A 19,213-nucleotide genomic window follows, 5' to 3' on the forward strand; every position below is an offset into this window, starting at 1 on the left:
ATGAATGAAAGCCAGGATCTTTTCAGATTCTGACTTAACGAACCTATTCAGGGTGCTACCAATGCTCTACTTGTAGCAAAGACCAATGTCATGACAGGATTTCTTTTGAAAATCCGCGTGCAGGCTTTGACAAATACGTTAATGCTTGTCACCGTGGGACTCTGGCTTTAAAAAGCCGCCCCGCGTCAGCCTGATACCTCTATCGAGCCATTTTCCTCAAAAATGAACAATTTTTCAATTGCATAAGACCACGCAGGCGGAATCCGGAGGGTACTTTTAGCTCCATCTGTTGTTTTGCCATGCAAAACCCGTGCTTACCCCTGCTGCCACGGCAAGCCCAGGGAGCGCCAGCCGGAAACGGTGTTACGGTGCCCGTGGGCATCCAGCACGCCTTCAAAACCATCCAAGATGTTATACGCCGCCGTGTATCCCAGCGCCGTGGCCCGTTGCGCAGCAAAAACCGAGCGCTGGCCTGAGCGGCATAAAAACAACAGCGGCCGGGTCAGATCGGGCGCAACTTCCTCCAAACGGTGATCAAACTGCTCATTGCCCACCATGCCGGGCCATTCTTTCCATGCGATATGTACTCCCCCTGGCACATACCCAACCCATGCCAGTTCAGCACTGGTACGCACGTCGATAAGCAGCGCTTTATCTTGGTGCACCCATTCCCAGGCCTTCTGGGGTGTAATATCCCCGGCATAACCTGCGGCGGGACGGATATCCTGAGGGCTAAATGGCTTTTGATCATTCATTTTGAATTTCTCCTGCGTGATTTTTTATGAACTTATTCTAGACATATCCTATACTACCCCTTAGACAATCTGGTTTCTACTGCATAACGTTCCCCCCCATGACACTGCTCGCTATCGACATCGGAAACACCCGTCTCAAATGGGCTTTGTATCAGCGCCCCGGTATCTGCCAGTCGCCTCTGGCGCAAGGTGCAGTATTTCTTGAGCGCATTGAAGAGCTGGGGGAAAAGGACTGGCGCAATCTGCCTCAGCCCGTTCATGTGCTGGGTTGCTGCGTTGCGGCAGAGGCCGCGAAAATCAGCGTCAATACCCAACTGGAAGAGCGCTGGCGCATCACCCCGGTATGGGCGCAGGTGCGTGAACAGCAATGTGGCGTAAGCAACAATTATGACTTCCCGACCCGTTTAGGCATCGACCGCTGGATGGCGCTCATTGGCGTGCGCCAGCGCCTGCAGGCTGAACAGCAGACCTGCCCGGCCGTTGTCGTCATGGTGGGCACAGCGGTTACAGTAGATGCGCTGACCGCCGAAGGGCAATTCCTTGGCGGTCTGATCATGCCCGGGTACGGCATCATGATGCATGCATTGCAAAGCGGTACCGCCGGACTGCACGTTCCAACCGGGGAAGTGCATACATTTCCCACCAATACCAGTGACGCACTGGCCACAGGCGGCACCTATGCCATCACGGGTGCAATTGAGCGCATGGCACACAACCTGCAACAACATACTCAGCAGGAACCCCGCATCTATCTGACCGGTGGCGCAGCCTGGAAAGTAGCGCCCAGCCTGACACGGCCATTCACGCTGGCTGAATCACTGATTTTTGACGGCCTGCTTTCTGTGGCCGCAGAAACCTGGACCACATCCCCACCGATATTGGCAGCCTAAAACATCTGGTGTTATCTTTTCGCTAGCCTTGTCTGGCACCAGCCAATACCATATTTCTTAAATGGGTTTGTCTCATCCGTACGATACCGGAAAAGACTCTATTTCCGGCTATTTCCATTGGCCGGCCCTGTATTGATTTTTCTGCTTTTGCTCCCACCTCTATTGCATATGTAAATAAAGCGGATAAACTGGTCTGCATACATTTCACCAGATTTATTCCACCGCACGTCTCAAGCAATCATCATGGACTTCAAAGACTATTACAAAATTCTCGGCATTGACAAGGCATCCTCCAGCGACGATATTCGCAAAGCATATCGCAAGCTGGTTCGTAAGTACCACCCCGATGTGAGCAAAGAGCCGGATGCACAGGAACGCATGCGTGACGTGAATGAAGCCAATGATGTCCTGGGTGATGCAGAAAAACGCAAAGCCTATGACACCTTGTATGACCGCGCCAAAAACGGCAAGGCGCAATGGTCGGATGGTAATTTCCAGCCGCCACCGGGATGGGATGAAGGATTTACTTTCCGCAGCAGCACCGGGGCAGCCGATGAGGCCGGTTTCAGCGACTTTTTTTCATCCCTGTTCGGCTCCATGCGCCAGGGTGGCAGACCACAGGGCGGAGCCCGGGCCGGTGCTCAAACACACTTTCGCGTGCCTGGGGAAGACCAGCATGCCAGTATTGAAATTTCTCTGGAAGACGCACTGCGGGGCGCACAACGTGACATCACCTTACGCAACCTGGCAGAAGATAGCGTAGGCATGATGCAATGGCAGCCACGTACTTTACGGGTCAAGATTCCTGCGGGCACCCACCAGGGCCAGTTCATACGCCTGAGCGGCCAGGGCCTGCCTGGGCGGGGCGGTGCTCCCAATGGGGACCTGTATCTGGAGGTACATATTGCACCCCATCCTCTGTACCAGGTTGAAAACAAAGATATTTATATGAAGCTGCCGGTTACCCCCACTGAAGCGGCGCTGGGGACAGAACTACAGGTTCCGCTGCCTGACGGGCAGAAGGTCAATATCAAAATTCCGCCCAATACCAAAAACAGCAGCAAATTGCGCGTCAAGGACCGGGGCTTTCCAGGCAACCCGGCAGGGCATTTGTATCTGAACATTGAAGTGGTGCTGCCTGCTGCCAACACAGAGGCAGCCAAGCAGGCATACCGTGCATTGGCAGAAGCCGCCCCGCTGAATCCAAGGTCATTTTGATGGTATAGAGTAAAGCAAGAGGCATTGAGGATATGAATAAAACCACCGTTTCTGCTACCTTGATCAGTACAACCGACCCGGTTAATGCCGATGACCTTGCCCACCTGTGCGGCGTACAGCGCGACTGGGTGATTCGCGTCGTCGAGGTCGGTATTCTTCAACCCATGCAAAGTGCTGACATCAGCCAATGGCAATTTGTCAGTCAGGACATTGCCCGTGCGCTGGAAGCGCGCCGGCTTGAACATCTGCTCAACACCAATCTGGATGCCGTTGCCATGCTGATGGAACTTTCGCAGGAAATCCGCCGTCTAAAATCATTGCTTCAAACACACGGCCTGCCGTATTAAAACTGTTTCTGTGAGATATTTCCTGGTCAAAGGCAGCCATTTTGCGTATGATGCCTATGAACAAACTCCATTTTCCATTGCCCGTCTGCCCTCAGGCGGGCTTGTTTTGTTTTGAATCGGTATGATCTCTCACATCGCTGCCATCAGTTCACTGTTGCTGGGGATCGCATTTTTCCTCACCGGCAACGGCCTGCTCAATACGCTGTTGCAGTTGCGCGGCCTCAGTGAGGGCTACACCACCACCACCATTGGCCTGCTCATGTCTGCGTACTATGGTGGCTTTTTCATCGGCAACTGGGTTGACGCACCCATTATTCGCCGGATCGGGCACATCCGCTCCTTTGCCTTGTTTGCTTCTGTTGCAGCGATTGCCGTATTACTGCATATCCTGCTCATTGACCCGTGGGTCTGGGCAACACTGCGCGTTGTCTATGGCATTGCACTGATCGGCATCTACATGGTGGTTGAAAGCTGGCTGAATGCGCAGGCACCCAATTCCCACCGGGGGCGCATTTTTGCCGTTTATATGGTAGCGAACTTTCTGGCCCTGGCTACAGGGCAACAACTGTTGCGCCTGGACGAAACGCTGGGTTTCACCGTATTTGCAGTGGCGGCCATGGCCATGTGCGCATCGTTAACCCCTGTGATGCTGACGCGCCGCATTCAACCAACCCTGCCGGAAAAACAAACCATCGGGTTACGCACCCTGTTTCGCAAAGCGCCTTTGCCTTTGGTCGCCTCTGCCTTATCCGGCCTGAATACCGGCGCGTTCTGGGGCATGGCCTCTGTGTACGCCAGCATGAAAAGCTTCTCCACTGGTGAAGTGGCTACGCTGATGTCTATGACGATTTTAGGCGGTGCGCTGCTGCAATACCCTATTGGCCGGATTTCAGACCGGTTTGACCGGCGGCGTGTTTTGTTTACTGTCTTATGCGCTTCCGCCCTTTGCTCAGCCATCATTGCATTGCCGTTGGCCAACCATTGGCTGTTTGCCCTTTTCTGCCTGTGGGGCGGCCTGTCGTTTACGGTTTACCCTGTTTCAGTGGCCCAATTGATTGACCAGCTCAAACCGGAAGAAATCCTGGCCGGTTCAGCCAGCCTGCTGCTGGTCAACGGGGTGGGGGCTGCTTTTGCCCCGACACTGGCTGGTTTGCTGATGCAGCCCTTTGGCGCCAACGCCCTGCCGCTTTATTTCTTTACGGTCATTGCTTTACTGGCCGCTTATACGTTTTACCAGATCCGCTTTGTCAGAAACAAAATTGCCGAGCCGTTTGCCCAGTTTGTACCGATGGTCAATACCAGTACCACAGCGCTGGAAATGATGCCTGACCCGGCTCCTGGCTCTGAAGACAATGCGCCTGCTGCATCAGCGCAGGCAGCAGAAACATCAACAGCGGCAGATACGCCGGCAGAAAAAGACCAAAGCACCGCCACCCCCTTGGATGACGATGCTTCGTCTGGCCCTGCCGCTGAGAAAACAGCTTAACTGTCAGAGTATATAGCGGGACAGGTCTTCATTGGTCGACAGGTCTCCCAGGCGGCTGTTCACATAAGCCGCATCAATGTGAACCGATTGCCCGCCCAGTTTGCTGGCATCATAAGAGACTTCTTCCAGCAACCGCTCCATCACGGTGGAAAGGCGTCTGGCGCCAATATTTTCTGTGCGCTCATTGACGGAAAATGCAATATCCGCCAAACGCTCAATGCCGTCGCTGGCAAATTCCAGCGTCACATTTTCCGTAGCCAGCAATGCCTTGTACTGATCCGGCAGATTGGCATGCGTCTGCGTCAGAATTGCTTTGAAGTCATCCACCGAAAGCGATTGCAGCTCTACACGAATCGGAAAACGGCCTTGCAGCTCAGGAATCAAATCACTGGGGCGGCTTAAATGAAATGCGCCGGAAGCAATGAACAGCATGTGATCGGTTTTCACCATGCCGTACTTTGTATTGACTGTGGTGCCTTCCACCAGCGGCAGCAGATCCCGCTGCACGCCCTGGCGCGACACATCGGCCCCCTGCCCTTCCGAACGGGTGGCTACTTTGTCTATTTCGTCAATGAAAACAATGCCATTTTGTTCGGCATTGTGTACCGCCCTGGTTTTGATTTCGTCTTCGTTGATCAGCCGTGCGGCCTCTTCATCGACCAGCAATTTACGGGCATCCGCAATTTTTAATTTCCGGGTACTCTTTTTCCCCTGAGACATGCCGGCAAACATACCACGCAGTTGTTCTGTCATTTCCTCCATGCCGGGGGGGCCCATCAGTTCGACTTTAGGGCCAGCATCCGCCACGGCAATTTCAATTTCCTTGTCATCCAACTGGCCTTCACGCAGCTTTTTGCGAAAAACCTGCCGTGCCGCACCGTCAGAGCTTTTGCCAACGGCTTCCACGCCACCACCAGGCGGAACCAGAACATCCAGAATACGATCTTCTGCCGCATCTTCTGCCTGGTTGCGCATGGTATGCATAGCATGTTCACGCTCTTGCTTGACAGCGGTGTCAATCAGATCGCGGATGATTGAGTCCACATCCTTGCCGACGTACCCAACCTCTGTGAATTTGGTCGCCTCTACTTTGATGAAGGGTGCATCAGCCAGGCGGGCAAGACGACGGGCAATCTCTGTTTTTCCAACCCCTGTGGGGCCAATCATCAGAATATTCTTGGGCGTGATCTCTACACGCAGCTTTTCATCCACCTGCTGGCGCCGCCAGCGATTACGCATGGCAATCGCCACGGCACGCTTGGCAGACTGTTGCCCAATGATATAACGGTCCAACTCAGAAACAATTTCCTGCGGTGTCATGCTCGACATAATTATCCTGTCATGAATCAGTGCCCGAACGGGCGCAAAAATACAAACGGCCTGATTTCCACCCGGTGGCTATCAGCCAATGGTTTCAATCAGATGGTTGTGGTTGGTATAGATACAGATGTCCCCAGCAATATTCAGCGCTTCTTTGACAATCTGTTCAGCGTCCAGTGTGCTGTGCGTCACCAGTGCCCGTGCGGCAGACAGTGCAAACGAACCACCGGAACCAATCGCGGCAATGCCATGTTCGGGTTCCAGCACATCGCCATTCCCGGTAATGATCAGTGAGCTTTCCCGGTCGGCCACAATCAGCATCGCCTCCAGCCGCTGCAACGCGCGGTTGGTACGCCAGTCTTTCGCCATCTCAATGGCAGCACGCACCAGGTTCCCCTGGTGTTTTTCCAATTGGCCTTCAAATTTTTCAAACAAGGTAAAAGCATCTGCCGTGCTGCCTGCAAATCCGGCCAAGACCTGATCATGGTAAAGCCGCCGTATTTTACGGGCAGTCGCTTTAACCACCGTGTTGCCTAAAGTCACCTGGCCATCGCCCCCCAGGGCTACCTTGCCATCGCGACGCACGCAAATAATCGTTGTTCCGTGATATTGTTCCATAGCTTTTTTAGATAAAGGTTAAGCTGCCGAATTCAAGATCCGTATCTATAAAAAATAAAGGGCTGTGAATACCACACAGCCCGATTATGCTCCTGAGATCACTTTACCGTTCAGAGCACCTCATCCATCAATCTTTTCTAAGCAAAACCCGCGCCGAGACAGAAATCCCCATGACAGCAAAAAACAGCGCCACCAGACGATGCACTTTCACCAATTGCACAGAATAGCCTCTGGCTGCCTTCTCAGACACCCAGTTGAGCAGGTCACCCGCGGCAGCAAAATCAATGCGGACCAGCCGTTCACAGGTGATCCGTAAAAAGCCGCCTTCTTCAGCAGGAATTTTCTCGTCAAAGTCTTTCAGTTCCTGAGACAGGCTGCCTTTCAGTGCGCCACGCAGGCGCAACGGTGCCCCGACATTCTGCCCATAAAATCCGGTAGAAGCACCAATCGTGGTCGCCCCTCCTAATCCGGTAGAACTGACCTCATCGTCCATGCCATCTGTATCTGGATCGCGGTCCAGATCCTCGCAGGTGCATTGTGGTTTGGTCCAGGCTGGAGGAGATATTTCATGTGCCAGACAGTATTCCATGGCTTCCATGTCAAATTCTTCGGGCGTATCAAACATACGCAGCAGTTCCAGCCGCAACTGCCAGATAAACTGGTCAGCTTCCGCCCCGTTGACCTTGGTCTGCGCAGCCAGCAGCATCATGATCGTTGCCAGCCCTGTCACCTGCAGGGTAATGCCAGCGCGATCCAGTTTGATCAGCGTTTCCAGAACAATCTGAACACCATCCACAGACAACTGTTTCAATCCACTCCAGTCCATGATCCGGATCAGCTTATCCTCTGCAGCCAGGAATTTCTGCTGCATATCCTGGGCCGCTTCCACATTCAACTCTGCAGGAGACTGCCAGTAGACCGAAGAACCTGAGGCCGATTTACTGGCCTGCAGCTTCTTGAGCAAAGAAGGGTCAAACAACTGCCACTGCGGTGCCGACTCGGCAAACAGCGTCATGTAATTCATCGCCAGAGATTCAAATGCAACCTGGTTCCCCGTCGCACGGTAAAAATCCATCAGCGTTAACCAGGTGCCGCGTTTATTGCGTTGTGGCGAATTTTTAGCGAGCAGCGCTTTCAGGTTCTGCTCCACCTGCGCATCTTCATTGCTGGCAAACAAAACAGCAGCTTCCTCCAGCAACGGATCAGCCAGTTCGGCCAGTTCCTGGTCTTCTGCGGCATCAGACGCATCCAGGGTAGCCAATATCTGAGTGGGATCTACCTCTGGTGGCGGTGGACTGCTCTGTACATTACCGCCCTCAAGAGGGGTTGTTTTGACATGGTCAGAAGCAATTTCAGTTGGTACCTGAGAAAGTGCCGGGTTAGTCGCTGCCGGGCCCGCCCCCGCTGAAGTGCCTGGATTCAAATTGGCTGCAGGTGGCTGCGCCCAGCGGCTAGCCATCTGATTTTCAATCTGATTAATTTTATTGAGGGTTTCTATCTGACGGGTGCTGGGTTTGCTACTCATATCTCCACTCAACAACGATCGTGAGCCCTCTTCGCTGGCAGCCTGCTGACGCCGCAACTGCCGGAGCTCTTCAAATTCTCTGCGGCGCGCCAAATCGTTGCGCTGCTTTCGAATCAGCATTTGCGTCTTTTCCTCAGCAGACAACTGATCCGCCGCATAAGGCTTGTCCCCAAGCTTTGGGTTAGAGACTAATTTCATCACACGTTTAAACAAACCACCCTGGCTTGCCTGCGTGCTGTTATCCTGATCATTGCTGCTCATTTTAGCTTCCTTTGTACAAGCAGCCTTCTTGTACAACTATCAATATAACCCTTGCCTTTTACATGCCCTTTTAATCACCAAACATTTTTTGTCGAAGTTCTCGCCGTTGTTGCGCTTCCAAAGACAATGTTGCCGTTGGTCTGGCAAGCAGTCGCGCCAATCCGATAGCCTCTCCCGTTTCATCGCAATAGCCATATTCTCCCGAATCAATGCGGGCAATGGCCTGTTCAATCTTTTTGAGCAGTTTACGCTCTCTATCGCGTGTCCGCAACTCCAAGGCGTGTTCTTCCTCAATTGTGGCCCGATCTGCGGGATCAGGCACAATCACGGTTTCCTGCTTCAGGTTTTCGGTTGTTTTATCCGCATTGTGCAGCAGATCATACTTTTGCTGCTCCAGCAATTTACGGAAAAACGCTCTTTGCTGCTCATTCATGTACTCAGAATCCGGCATCGCAAGCAACTCTTCAGAGGTCAGCTCGTCTCCGGGTTTATTCTTCCAGGCTAGGGATTGATCCGCTTTAGCGGACGCCTTTTTTTCAGATGTATTGGTTTTTTTCATGGGTTCTCAGAATCCATTGCTTTACTGCAGAATACAGGCCTTGATTTTCAAAGCCCCCTTATGTTGAACAGGTACCCCATTCAACGTCTTTTTGCCATAAACGCCTTCAAAATCCAAACCTCTGCAACCCATGCTGCAGGAAGCGTCAATCTTCTGGCCACAAATCAGGCTAGAGCGTAGCGCATAATAGCCTGAACTTCCTATTCCATAAAACCTTATCCGTACTGCCTTCCTTGGTTAAATTTTACTTTAACTCGTTCTTTTGCCGTTCATTATCACATGATCTGTGCAATCACTCGAGAGATTGCTCTAAACCCTGCATAAATATATCCTTGGGCAGGTCAATCCCGATGAAAACCATTTTTGACTCTTTCGGCTCACCCTCTGCCCACTTGGGCCCCAGATCCGACCCCATCATCTGGTGTACACCCTGGAAAATCACCTTGCGGTCCGTCCCCACAATGTTCAACACGCCTTTATAGCGCAACATTTTGGGGCCATAAATCTGTACCACCGCACCCAGAAAGTCCTCCAGCTTGGCAGCACTGAAAGGACGCATAGACCGGAATACAAACGACTTCACATCGTCATCATGGTGGTGATGGTGTGCGTGGCCGCAACCGCACCCCCCTTCATGACCACAGTGCTCATCATGCTCATGATGATGGTGACCGTCGTGATCATGGTGGTGATGTTCGTGCTCTTGTTCCGATAGAAAATCCGGGTCGATTTCCAGTTGTGCGTTCAGATTGAATCCGCGCAGGTCAAATACTTCAGCAATCGGCACTTCACCAAAATGTACCACCCGCTGTGAGGCTCTGGGGTTCATGTGTTTCAGACGATGCTGCAAATCCGCAAGCTCCTCCTGGGAAACCAGATCGGCCTTGCTGATAAAAATCTGGTCGGCAAAACCCACCTGCTGCTGGGCTTCAATGCGCTCATCCAGCGTCTGATTGCCATGTTTGGCATCGACAATGGTGATGATTGAATCCAGCATATACGTTTGCGCCACATCTTCATTCATGAAAAAAGTCTGCGCCACCGGCCCCGGATCAGCCATGCCAGTGGTTTCCACCACAACACGCTCAAAATGCAGTTCTCCCTGCCGCTTTTTGTCTGCCAGCATCACCAAAGCTGAGCGCAGATCCTCCCGGATCGAGCAGCAAACACAACCATTATTCAACTGAACAATCTGCTCATTCGTTTCCGAAACCAGCAGATCGTTATCAATGCTTTCCTCGCCGAATTCATTTTCAATCACGGCAATTTTCTGCCCATGCGCCTCTGTCAGCACACGTTGCAGTAAAGTGGTTTTCCCTGCGCCCAGAAAACCCGTCAGAATCGTTACAGGTATCAGTTCCATTCAAAATCGTCCTAAATCCGATGACCCGGCATCAAAGCTCCGGCATCACGGTCAAATGAGTCAAGCAGCAGACATACCCATTGGCATACCCGCTTTTCACCATCAACGGCTTTTTCAACAGCCTTTAATAGCCTCTCTGCCCTAGATAAGGGCACCAAGCCAATTCAAAAGTATATATACACTATCCAGTCAACTATGCCGCTTGATTATGGTGTATCTGACATAGTAGCACGATTGTCAAAAAAGCATCCCTATCTGTTCTACTTTTCAATTTTTCTTTTACGCTCCTGATGGGCTAACGACTTCATCGGTCAGAACCTGCCCTCTCAGAGAGTGAGAAAATGCATCCGTAATGCGTACATCGACAAACTGCCCCATCAATCGCGCTCCAACCGGACCGGCCTGGAAATTCACCTTGCGGTTACATTCTGTGCGGCCCATCATCTCCGGACGGCCATCGGGCCCCGGACGGCGTGCGGCGCTTTCAACCAGAATGCGCTGAACACTTCCCACCATACCTTGTGATATCCGGTTGATATTGGCTTCCAGCACTTCCTGTAGCATTTGAAAGCGGCGTACTTTTTCTTTATGGGGGGTATCATCCTGCAAATTGGCTGCCGGCGTCCCCGGACGGGGGCTGTAAATGAAAGAAAACGAATTATCGAACCCGACATCCTCCACCAGTCTCATCAGCTTGGCAAAATCGTCTGCGGTTTCTCCTGGAAAACCCACAATAAAATCCGAGGACAAACTGATCTGCGGCCTCACTTCGCGCAAACGCCGGATGATGTTTTTGTACTCAAGCGCGGTATAGCCACGTTTCATCGCCATCAAAATGCGATCAGAACCATGTTGCACCGGCAGGTGCAGGTGGCTCACCAACTGAGGAATTTTGCCGTAGGCGTCAACCAGCCTTTGGGTAAACTCATTGGGATGACTGGTCGTATAACGCAGACGCTCAATTCCGGGAATTTCGGCAATATACTCCAGCAACAGGGCAAAATCTGCAATTTCACCCGATGCGCCCATAACGCCCCGATAGGCATTGACGTTTTGCCCCAGCAGGTTGATTTCCTTCACGCCCTGCTCAACCAGCCCGGCCACTTCAACCAGCACATCTTCAAACGGGCGTGACACCTCTTCCCCCCGGGTATAAGGCACAACGCAGTAAGAACAGTACTTGGAGCAGCCCTCCATGATGGAGACAAAAGCGCTGCCGCCCTCGACCTTTGCCGGGGGCAGGTTATCAAATTTTTCAATTTCAGGAAAGCTGATGTCCACCTGTGGCTGCTGCTGACGCCGGCGCGCCTCCAGCATGGCAGGCAAGCGGTGCAACGTCTGCGGCCCGAAAACCACGTCCACATAAGGAGCCCGGTCAATGATGGTTTGCCCTTCCTGTGAGGCGACACAGCCGCCCACACCAATCAGCACCCCTTTTTCTTTCAGATGCTTGACCCGCCCCAGATCGGAAAACACCTTTTCCTGCGCTTTTTCACGCACTGAGCAGGTGTTAAACAGAATCAGGTCGGCCTGCTCCGGGTCGTCCGTCAGCTCATAGCCCTGCTGCGCTTTGAGCACATCAACCATTTTGTCCGAGTCATAGGTATTCATCTGGCAGCCAAATGTTTTGATAAACACCTTGCGCACACGCCCATCAGGCTGACGGTCTGCCACAGTGTCGGCCGGTTGCATGACCTCCTGGTCATGTGCCTCAAACAAACGATTCATACCGGTTTCTCAATACCCTAACCAATTCACCACATTTGCCCAGGAGCCCAGGCTTTCCACCAGCCCTTCCCACCAAGAGGGATTGGCCACGGCACGCCGTTCCTGCGCTTCTTTCGGGGTCAAAATCCAGATTGTATGGAGCTGCCCGTTGGCATAGCGCACGTAATTTACCACCAGGCGCTTGCCTGTAACCGAAGCAGGGGTGATAGAACGGTTACTGGTGTCAATCAGTCGCGTACCAGGCACCATTCTTTCGCGCTCGCCATCCAGTTCCACCACCGGATACTGAACCACGGTCAGAACCCCGCGATAGGCCTGCGGCGGGAAAACACGCCCGTACGGCCCGCCAATATGCGCCCGGTAATTCTGTGCATGTGACTCCGGCACCAGCAAAGCCAGCCCTGCCACCATCAACAATGCAAGCAGGAACATCCGAAGGAAAGAGGAGCGCGCGGAAAGATTTTGCATCATGACATGTCCCTTGAAATTTTTACTGTCAACGTTCAATGATACAGTCTGCCATAAAAACGCCAACAGAAAAACAAAAACGGCACCCAGACGTCTGGCGTGCCGAGCAAGTCATGTAGTATTGGTGGCGCATCACGGACTCGAACCGCGGACACATGGATTATGATTCCACCGCTCTAACCAACTGAGCTAATGCGCCGTTTTATACATACCCGATATATTACCCTGCATTCTGTCAGAACCGGGAGTGTGTGATTTTAATCATTTATTGTGCGCTTGGCAAGTAGGCCAGTTCCTCCCGTACCAGACGCACAATCAACTGATCCAGCGTTTCCACAGAATAATTGCGCACATCATGCACCGTCTGGGCTCCCGGGCCACTGGCGGGGTTGCTGGCGTCTTTATAGGTTAGAAACACGAATTTACCCCCCGTGTACTGGGCAATCTGTCGCTGAATGTACTCTCCCTGTTCATTCAGCCCGCTGGCCCCTACACTGAACACTTTAATCCCCATCCCCAAAGCCGCCACCATGTCGTCATCGTACTGCGGGCCACCATAATCGAGATGAGGAGGCGCATCTGCCAGCAAAACCACCAGCCGTGTGGCGCCGCTGCCACGCCAGCTCAGATTATGTACCGTTTCATTGAAGGCTTCGTTCATGGCTTCCGGTTCATCGCCGCCCCCATTGGCCTGCAACTGGTTGAGAATGCGCTGAAAGGCATCCACGTCATTGGTCATATCGTAGCTGCGCAACAAATAAGCATCCCCCTGATCCCGGTACGTCACCAGCCCCAGGCATAAATCCGGCTGGCTTGGCAGTTGCGCGACTTCTGCGGTGATGCTTTTCAGGCTGGCCCGCAATTTGGCGATTTCATCGCCCATCGAACCTGTAGAATCTATCAGAAAAACCAGATCCAATTGGGCACGCTGGGCCACCGGCACGGACGGCAATACCAGCTCCAGCGCACTCCGGTCAGCGCGGCGCAGTATGCCCTGTGTCTGCTGATCCCCCTTACGCACATACACCTGGTAGGTGGATGCTGTTTTTTGAGGATCAAACGCGTTGGGGTGCACCCAGACACGGCCCGCCGCATCAGTCCGTGCCCACATGGCAGCACCTTGCTGGGACATGATCGCCACTTCGGCATCCGGCACAGAACGGCCCTGCTCATCACGCACCCATAACACATGGCGCTCACTCACATCGCGCTCACGGTGTACAACCTGGGCATGCCGTTTTAAATACGCCAGATATTCACCAAAATCCGCATTGTCATCCACCATGCCGGCTGTCACACGGGTTTGCTGTGCGGGTTCCGGGCGGACAACATCTGCACCTCTGACACGTTCGCTGGCGGCACTGCTACTCCCTGTCACAGGAGATGGCCGCGCTGTCTCCATTGGAGCGACAGGGGGTGCTGCAGCAGGAACAGGGGCACTGATCTCATCGCGCAACGGCATTGCATCGCTACGGGACAACATCAACCTGTCTTCAGCATGGCTTTCATACGCCCATCCGCCCTGTGACCTGCCGCCAGGAACCTCCCGCATTACGGGGGCACGGTTGCATGACGTTGCGCTGGGTGCTCTGAAATTCGGCACCATTTGTATCTGTACCTGTACTGCACGCCCCGGCTCCAAAGGCGTCTGCACCTGAGGCTGGGGCCAGACCACTGACGAAGCAACCGCCGGCGTCCTGCCATAAACAGCCGGGCCTCCCGAGGTCAATAACAGCGAAAAGCAAATGGCCGCCGCCAATGGATGCCGGCGCCCCATCCAGAATCGTTGCATCATGATGTATTCCTTTATTCAAATTTGAATCCGGGCGCCGGAGCAATGATCTGCATCACGCGCTTCACTCCTCCGGCATACCCTTAACTTGCTAAAAACGTCTTCTCAGAAACTGAACCTATCCTTTGTGCTGGCGGCTGCGCCGGACATACCCCAGAATAGCCCAAAGCACACCTGCGGCAACCACAAGCAACAACAAAGGCAGAACCCAGCCCGGCAAACCACCTTCATCAACTACCACAGGCTTGTCCACAACGGTTTGGCTATCCCGCTCTGAAACGGATGTTTCTTGCGCCGGTTGACTCTGTGCAGAAGCAGCCGTATCCACTGTCGTTGCAGTTCCCGTCATCGTTGTGGAGACCGGTTCGGATAAGGCAGGCTCTGCAACAACTGAAGGCGCTTCCCGTGCCAGTTCTTCTTTGCGCTCATCTGCCGATTGCGCTACAGCTACAGTGGGCAGGCGATCAGACCCCATTGCCGATGTCGGCGCAGAAGGCATAGCCATTGCAGGACTTGCCGCCGCCTGGTAGCGCATATTGCCCTGTGCGCCAACCGCCAGATCACTAACCCCTTGCGGCATCGGCAACGGTTGGGTCACAGAAGTCGATTCACCACCCTGGTTGCGCACGGTATGGTCCACAGCGACAAAGCTGGTATACGGCGTCAGCAGGCTGTATTTCAGACCCAGTTCGGTGATCTGCTCTTTGTAGAAATTGCCATAACCCAGACGCTCTTTATCCATCAGCCCGTCAATACGGCTGCGTGCCCACAGGTAACGCAAGGCAGAGGCATCCCGGCTGGCCTGCCCGGATACGGTCAGCACCTGCTGATAGGGGCCGTTTGCGCTTTGACCTTCGATCACAATACTGCCCGTAGCTTCGCCACGCCATTTGCCAAACACAATGACCGGGCGCTCTCCCAGCACATCGGGCAGATGGCTGGGCTCCACATCATACACATCAAACCCCTGGAAACCAGCCTTGACACTGGTCAGCACGGGTGAAGCAATCATGCGCTGAAATACCTGCGCCTGCTCAGCGGCCTGGGCCGCGTTCGTAATAACAAACGGCTCACCCATACCGGCACGCGCCAGCCCTTCGATCAGGTAGCGGTTCACAGAAGAGCCGATGCCAAAGGCAAACACATTGGCTTTATCCAGGTTCTGGCGCACCAGATCAAACGCTTCCTTCTCTACGCTGACATAACCGTCGGTCACAATCACCACGGTCCGTGACAGGTTGGGAGCCTTTTCCAAACCATACACGTGGCGCAGCGCAGGAATCAGCTCGGTACTGCCGCTGCCATGGTAGGTGCTCAGCATCTGCAGCGCCTTCTGGATATTTTCCTCTGTTGCAGCCACCGACTGCGGCGCCAGTGTGCTGCTGCTGCCGGAAAACAGCAGTACATTGAACGTGTCATTCGGGCGCAGGGTGCCCATCAGTTCTTTCACCACCTGTTTGGCTGTATCGAGCGGAAACCCGCCCATTGAGCCCGAAATATCCACCACAAAAATATAGTCCCGCGGTGGAATCATCTCACTGCTGATGGCCTTGGGCGGCTGCACCATGGCTAAAAAGAAATTTTCATTTTCCCCCTGATACAACATCACGCCGGACTCGATCTGGTCTCCGGCCAGGCGATAGTTCAAAATGAAATCACGGTTATTGGCCTGCGCACTCTGCCCCAGATCAATGTTTGCACGCTGATCGTGTTCTGCCAACGCCACCTGAAGCTCGTGCGATGGAGACGATACCTCTTTAATCCCCAGCGGTGACACAATAACGGCTTTCAGATGAAAGTCACTGCTGCTGGGCTCTCCGGCATGCAGATACGGCAGGCTGGTAGCGGAAGCCGCTGCCTGTGAGCGCGGGTCCTGCGTATGCGGGCTGTTGTAACGCGGCCCCACCACGGTCGGAAACACAAACTGGTAGTTTGCCGACTGCGGCACCAGCAGTTCCGTGTAATGAAGCTCAACCCGCACATCGTCCCCCGGCATGATGTTGGCCACATTCATCTGAAACACATTTGGCAGGTGTTCTTCCAGCAAGGCTGCTGTTTTGCCCTCTTCACGGGCCGCTTCATACTCGGCACGCGCCTGTTGCTTTTCGCGGATATCGGCCTCAATCAGCCGCTCGCCGATGCGTACATTCATCGCATATACCGCTGCACGGGTAGAACCCGGAAACACATATTTGGCTTCAATTGGCTGCGAACCGGTATTGCTGTAATGCTGCACGATGGTCACGTCTGCAATGACACCGGAAATACGCACATCCACATCGGTATTTTTAAGCGGCAGTTCATCGACCCCTTCTTTCCCACCCGGAATATAAAAGTAAGGACTTTGTGTTGTCTGCCGTGTATTTTCCTGTTGTGCCCACGCAGCAGAATTGACCAGCAGAACCGTGATCATAAAAACAAACAGCCCCAGCCAGGCCAAAGCCTGTTTTTGCAATCGCCCCGTTCCCCATAAATACCTTTTTTCTGTTCGACAATGGTGCGCCATGGTCCACTCCTTGTTAAGATGATGTTTTATACGCAGCCCACCGGGGTTAGGGGTTAAAAAAGTTTTTTACTTTCTGAGATTAAACTAACCCTTTGCCAGTACATCCAACGTAAAACATCTAAGAACCATTGCTGAATGTCCATTTCGCATCAACACTTTAGCGACGAAGAACTGATGATTGCTTACGTTTGCGGCAACAGTGCCGCTTTTGACACCCTCTACACCCGCCATGAAAGCGCCATGCTGCGCTTTATCCGGCGGATACTTGGTTCTGCACTGGTTTCGCAGGCTGAAGAAGTGTTTCAGGACGTCTGGATGCGTATCATTGCCAACCGGGCCGGGTTTTTGCCACCGGACCAGGGCGGCGCGTCATGGAAAACCTGGGCTTACACAATTGCACACCATGCCGCCATTGACCGGTTCCGCAGCCAGAACAAATACGTAACCATTGAAACGGAAGAAAATACCGGCGACCCGATGGAGTGGATTCAGGCCACTTTGGGCATGACGGCACACTCCAGCGAAGACTCCGCTTACTGGCGTGCCGCAGGCTCACAGTTGCTCAAATGCATTGATGACCTGCCGCCCGTGCAGCGCAGCGCTTTTTTGCTGCACCATGAAAACGATGCTTCCATAGAAGAAATGGCCCAAAGCCTGTCACTGCCTTTTGAGACCGTGAAAAGCCGCCTGCGCTATGCCATGCAGAAGCTGCGCCATTGCATGCAGCGCTATTTGAATGAACTGGGGGGCTCATCATGACCGGGCCACAACATCACTGGCAGGATGCCCGTCTTCAAAAGGCACTGGAGCAGGCACCGGATGCACAAACCAAACCTGCTGCGGCCACACGCGATGCCATACTCAAAGCCGCGCATGATGCTGTCACACCAGCCCCGACCACGCCGCCACCCGCACCATGGTGGAAGCGTGTACTCAACGCTTTGTTTGGAAGCTCGCACATGCCGTGGAATGCAGCATTTGCGACATTGCTGGTAGCCGGCTTTATCGGGCTGCTATGGGCCATCAATGACCCGCAACAGTTCCTGGATGAAAACGATCACCGAACGGCCAGCATGCCTATGCCTGTCAACACGCTGCCAGCCCCAGTACCTCAGCCAGCACCTCAGCCAGTACCCCAGCAGGCAGAACCTGCTGCGGTGCCTGATCAAGCCGAACAAAGCCGCCTGCGTCAGGACGCAAATCTTTCTCCTTCCATAGAGATCATTACTGCAGAACCCCGCGTTTTTTCGCCACCCGCACATGACACCCTATCTGTTGCAGAAGCACCCCCTATCGCCCACATACCTCGTCCCGCCCTTGAGTCAGCACCAGCGGCATCCATTTCTGCGGAGAAAGCAGAGGTAGAAGAAAAGCCGGCTCAGGCTATGCCGCAACCACCTGTGGTAACAGCCTCACCGCGTCAGCCAGCGCCATCTGATCGCCTGTCGATCACCGAAGACACTGTTTCGGAGCACCTTGCGGCACAAAGAACACCCGTGCCAGCATCTTCGGCATCTTTTTCTCAGGCCATTACCCTGCCTGCCACCGGCAGAGATACATCGGTTGTGACAGCGGCTGGCACATCTGCATCTGCTGCAAGACCGGAAACACCAGCAGCACCTGCCATGCAAACATCTCCTACGCCGACATCTGCTATAGGATCTGACCGCTTGGCCTCTGTACCCGCAGCGCGTCAACAGTCAGTGCCACAGCAACAGTCCCGCCATATTGATGACAGGCTTGCCACTGTGGCAGGTTCTGCAATGCCTTCGCGCTCACCAGCACCCATAGCCGCAACAAGCCCCCCCAGCAGCGCGCAATCAGCATCGTCGGCACCTGCAACAGAACCTCCTCCTGCGCTGGATGCCATGCTGCGCCCTGCACCAGCGGCAGCTGCCTCTGCCTCCGGCTTCCCGTCTCGGGAAACCGCCGATAGTGCCCCATCATCCGCCACACTGACAGGCCGGATACTCCCATCAACTGATACACTGGCCACCATGAATCAACTGCTTTCACAATGGACGGTGGTTGACATTCACAGGCCGGGCAATCAAACATGGCTTCACATCGCCAAACAACAAGCCCCCGAACTGAATCGCCTGCTGGAGCAAACCATTGCTGCTGGTCAGCCTCTGACCATCGGCCTTTCGGATGCCGCAGAACCGGTTGCGGTTCAACTGCATTTGTATGCAGGCCAGCAGCCATTAGGCACACTGTCACTGCACACTACTTTCTGGCAATTTTCGCCAGACTCAACGGGCACAAATTCACAACCCATTTATGGCAAACTGGATACTGTGCACCTGCAACAGATTTTAGATTTTCTATCACCTCTGGATTAGCCAGGATACTGCACCACCATTGAACCCTATCACAA

The 19,213-nt window shown here is 53.6% G+C and carries 16 protein-coding genes and 1 tRNA gene; 6 read left to right on the top strand and 11 right to left on the bottom strand.

Annotation, left to right across the window (positions count from 1 at the left end; genetic code table 11):
• Positions 1–314: 314 nt before the first annotated feature.
• Entirely contained in the window at positions 315–755 is a 441-nt protein-coding gene (locus AACY98_RS09095) for a rhodanese-like domain-containing protein (RefSeq protein ID WP_339804277.1), read from the bottom strand.
• Between the two features lie 98 nt (positions 756–853).
• On the opposite strand from AACY98_RS09095, the gene AACY98_RS09100 reads away from it, so the two are divergent.
• The 4 genes from AACY98_RS09100 (at position 854) to AACY98_RS09115 (ending at position 4,696) form a co-directional block, all read left to right on the top strand.
• Positions 854–1,645 (top strand): type III pantothenate kinase, encoded by a 792-nt coding sequence (locus AACY98_RS09100; RefSeq protein ID WP_126978731.1) that lies wholly within the window; start codon positions 854–856, stop codon positions 1,643–1,645.
• Between the two features lie 243 nt (positions 1,646–1,888).
• A complete protein-coding gene (locus tag AACY98_RS09105; RefSeq protein ID WP_339804280.1) occupies positions 1,889–2,863 on the top strand; it encodes a DnaJ C-terminal domain-containing protein in 975 nt (324 codons plus the stop codon).
• Positions 2,864–2,895: 32 nt separating this feature from the next.
• Positions 2,896–3,210: a chaperone modulator CbpM gene (locus AACY98_RS09110; RefSeq protein WP_339804282.1), complete on the top strand. Its 315-nt coding sequence runs from the start codon at positions 2,896–2,898 to the stop codon at positions 3,208–3,210.
• A gap of 121 nt (positions 3,211–3,331) precedes the next feature.
• A complete protein-coding gene (locus AACY98_RS09115; RefSeq protein ID WP_339804284.1) occupies positions 3,332–4,696 on the top strand; it encodes an MFS transporter in 1,365 nt (454 codons plus the stop codon).
• A 3-nt stretch (positions 4,697–4,699) separates the two neighbouring features.
• Here AACY98_RS09115 and hslU read toward each other — a convergent pair whose 3' ends face one another.
• The 10 genes from hslU to AACY98_RS09165 form a co-directional block, all read right to left on the bottom strand.
• The gene (hslU, locus tag AACY98_RS09120; protein ID WP_339804286.1) at positions 4,700–6,025 is read right to left on the bottom strand and encodes an ATP-dependent protease ATPase subunit HslU; all 1,326 of its coding nucleotides are present in this window, start codon (positions 6,023–6,025) and stop codon (positions 4,700–4,702) included.
• A 72-nt stretch (positions 6,026–6,097) separates the two neighbouring features.
• Positions 6,098–6,634, bottom strand: a complete 537-nt coding sequence (gene hslV / locus AACY98_RS09125; RefSeq protein WP_339804288.1) for an ATP-dependent protease subunit HslV — start codon at positions 6,632–6,634, stop codon at positions 6,098–6,100.
• A gap of 127 nt (positions 6,635–6,761) precedes the next feature.
• Positions 6,762–8,420: an STAS domain-containing protein gene (locus tag AACY98_RS09130; RefSeq protein WP_339804290.1), complete on the bottom strand. Its 1,659-nt coding sequence runs from the start codon at positions 8,418–8,420 to the stop codon at positions 6,762–6,764.
• Between the two features lie 70 nt (positions 8,421–8,490).
• A complete protein-coding gene (gene dksA, locus AACY98_RS09135; protein ID WP_126978717.1) occupies positions 8,491–8,979 on the bottom strand; it encodes an RNA polymerase-binding protein DksA in 489 nt (162 codons plus the stop codon).
• Between the two features lie 292 nt (positions 8,980–9,271).
• Positions 9,272–10,342, bottom strand: coding sequence for a CobW family GTP-binding protein (locus AACY98_RS09140; protein WP_339804292.1), 1,071 nt, complete (start codon positions 10,340–10,342; stop codon positions 9,272–9,274).
• 279 nt (positions 10,343–10,621) lie between these two features.
• Positions 10,622–12,034, bottom strand: coding sequence for a tRNA (N6-isopentenyl adenosine(37)-C2)-methylthiotransferase MiaB (gene miaB, locus AACY98_RS09145; protein WP_339804471.1), 1,413 nt, complete (start codon positions 12,032–12,034; stop codon positions 10,622–10,624).
• 45 nt (positions 12,035–12,079) lie between these two features.
• The gene (locus AACY98_RS09150) at positions 12,080–12,541 is read right to left on the bottom strand and encodes a hypothetical protein (RefSeq protein ID WP_339804294.1); all 462 of its coding nucleotides are present in this window, start codon (positions 12,539–12,541) and stop codon (positions 12,080–12,082) included.
• 119 nt (positions 12,542–12,660) lie between these two features.
• Positions 12,661–12,737: transfer RNA gene (locus AACY98_RS09155), tRNA-Met, on the bottom strand.
• 66 nt (positions 12,738–12,803) lie between these two features.
• A complete protein-coding gene (locus AACY98_RS09160; RefSeq protein WP_339804296.1) occupies positions 12,804–14,333 on the bottom strand; it encodes a vWA domain-containing protein in 1,530 nt (509 codons plus the stop codon).
• Between the two features lie 115 nt (positions 14,334–14,448).
• Complete coding sequence (locus tag AACY98_RS09165; protein WP_339804299.1) at positions 14,449–16,836, bottom strand: VIT and vWA domain-containing protein; 2,388 nt, start codon at positions 16,834–16,836, stop codon at positions 14,449–14,451.
• A gap of 135 nt (positions 16,837–16,971) precedes the next feature.
• On the opposite strand from AACY98_RS09165, the gene AACY98_RS09170 reads away from it, so the two are divergent.
• Both AACY98_RS09170 and AACY98_RS09175 read left to right on the top strand, forming a co-directional pair.
• Complete coding sequence (locus AACY98_RS09170) at positions 16,972–17,595, top strand: RNA polymerase sigma factor (RefSeq protein ID WP_339804301.1); 624 nt, start codon at positions 16,972–16,974, stop codon at positions 17,593–17,595.
• Positions 17,592–19,178 carry a hypothetical protein gene (locus AACY98_RS09175; RefSeq protein ID WP_339804304.1) on the top strand — a complete coding sequence of 529 codons (1,587 nt, stop codon included), beginning with the start codon at positions 17,592–17,594 and terminating at the stop codon, positions 19,176–19,178. Before AACY98_RS09170 ends, AACY98_RS09175 begins: the two co-directional genes overlap by 4 nt.
• The last annotated feature ends 35 nt before the right edge of the window (positions 19,179–19,213 follow it).

Source organism: Saezia sanguinis (genome assembly GCF_963921665.1).
Classification (GTDB): domain Bacteria; phylum Pseudomonadota; class Gammaproteobacteria; order Burkholderiales; family Burkholderiaceae_C; genus Saezia; species Saezia sanguinis.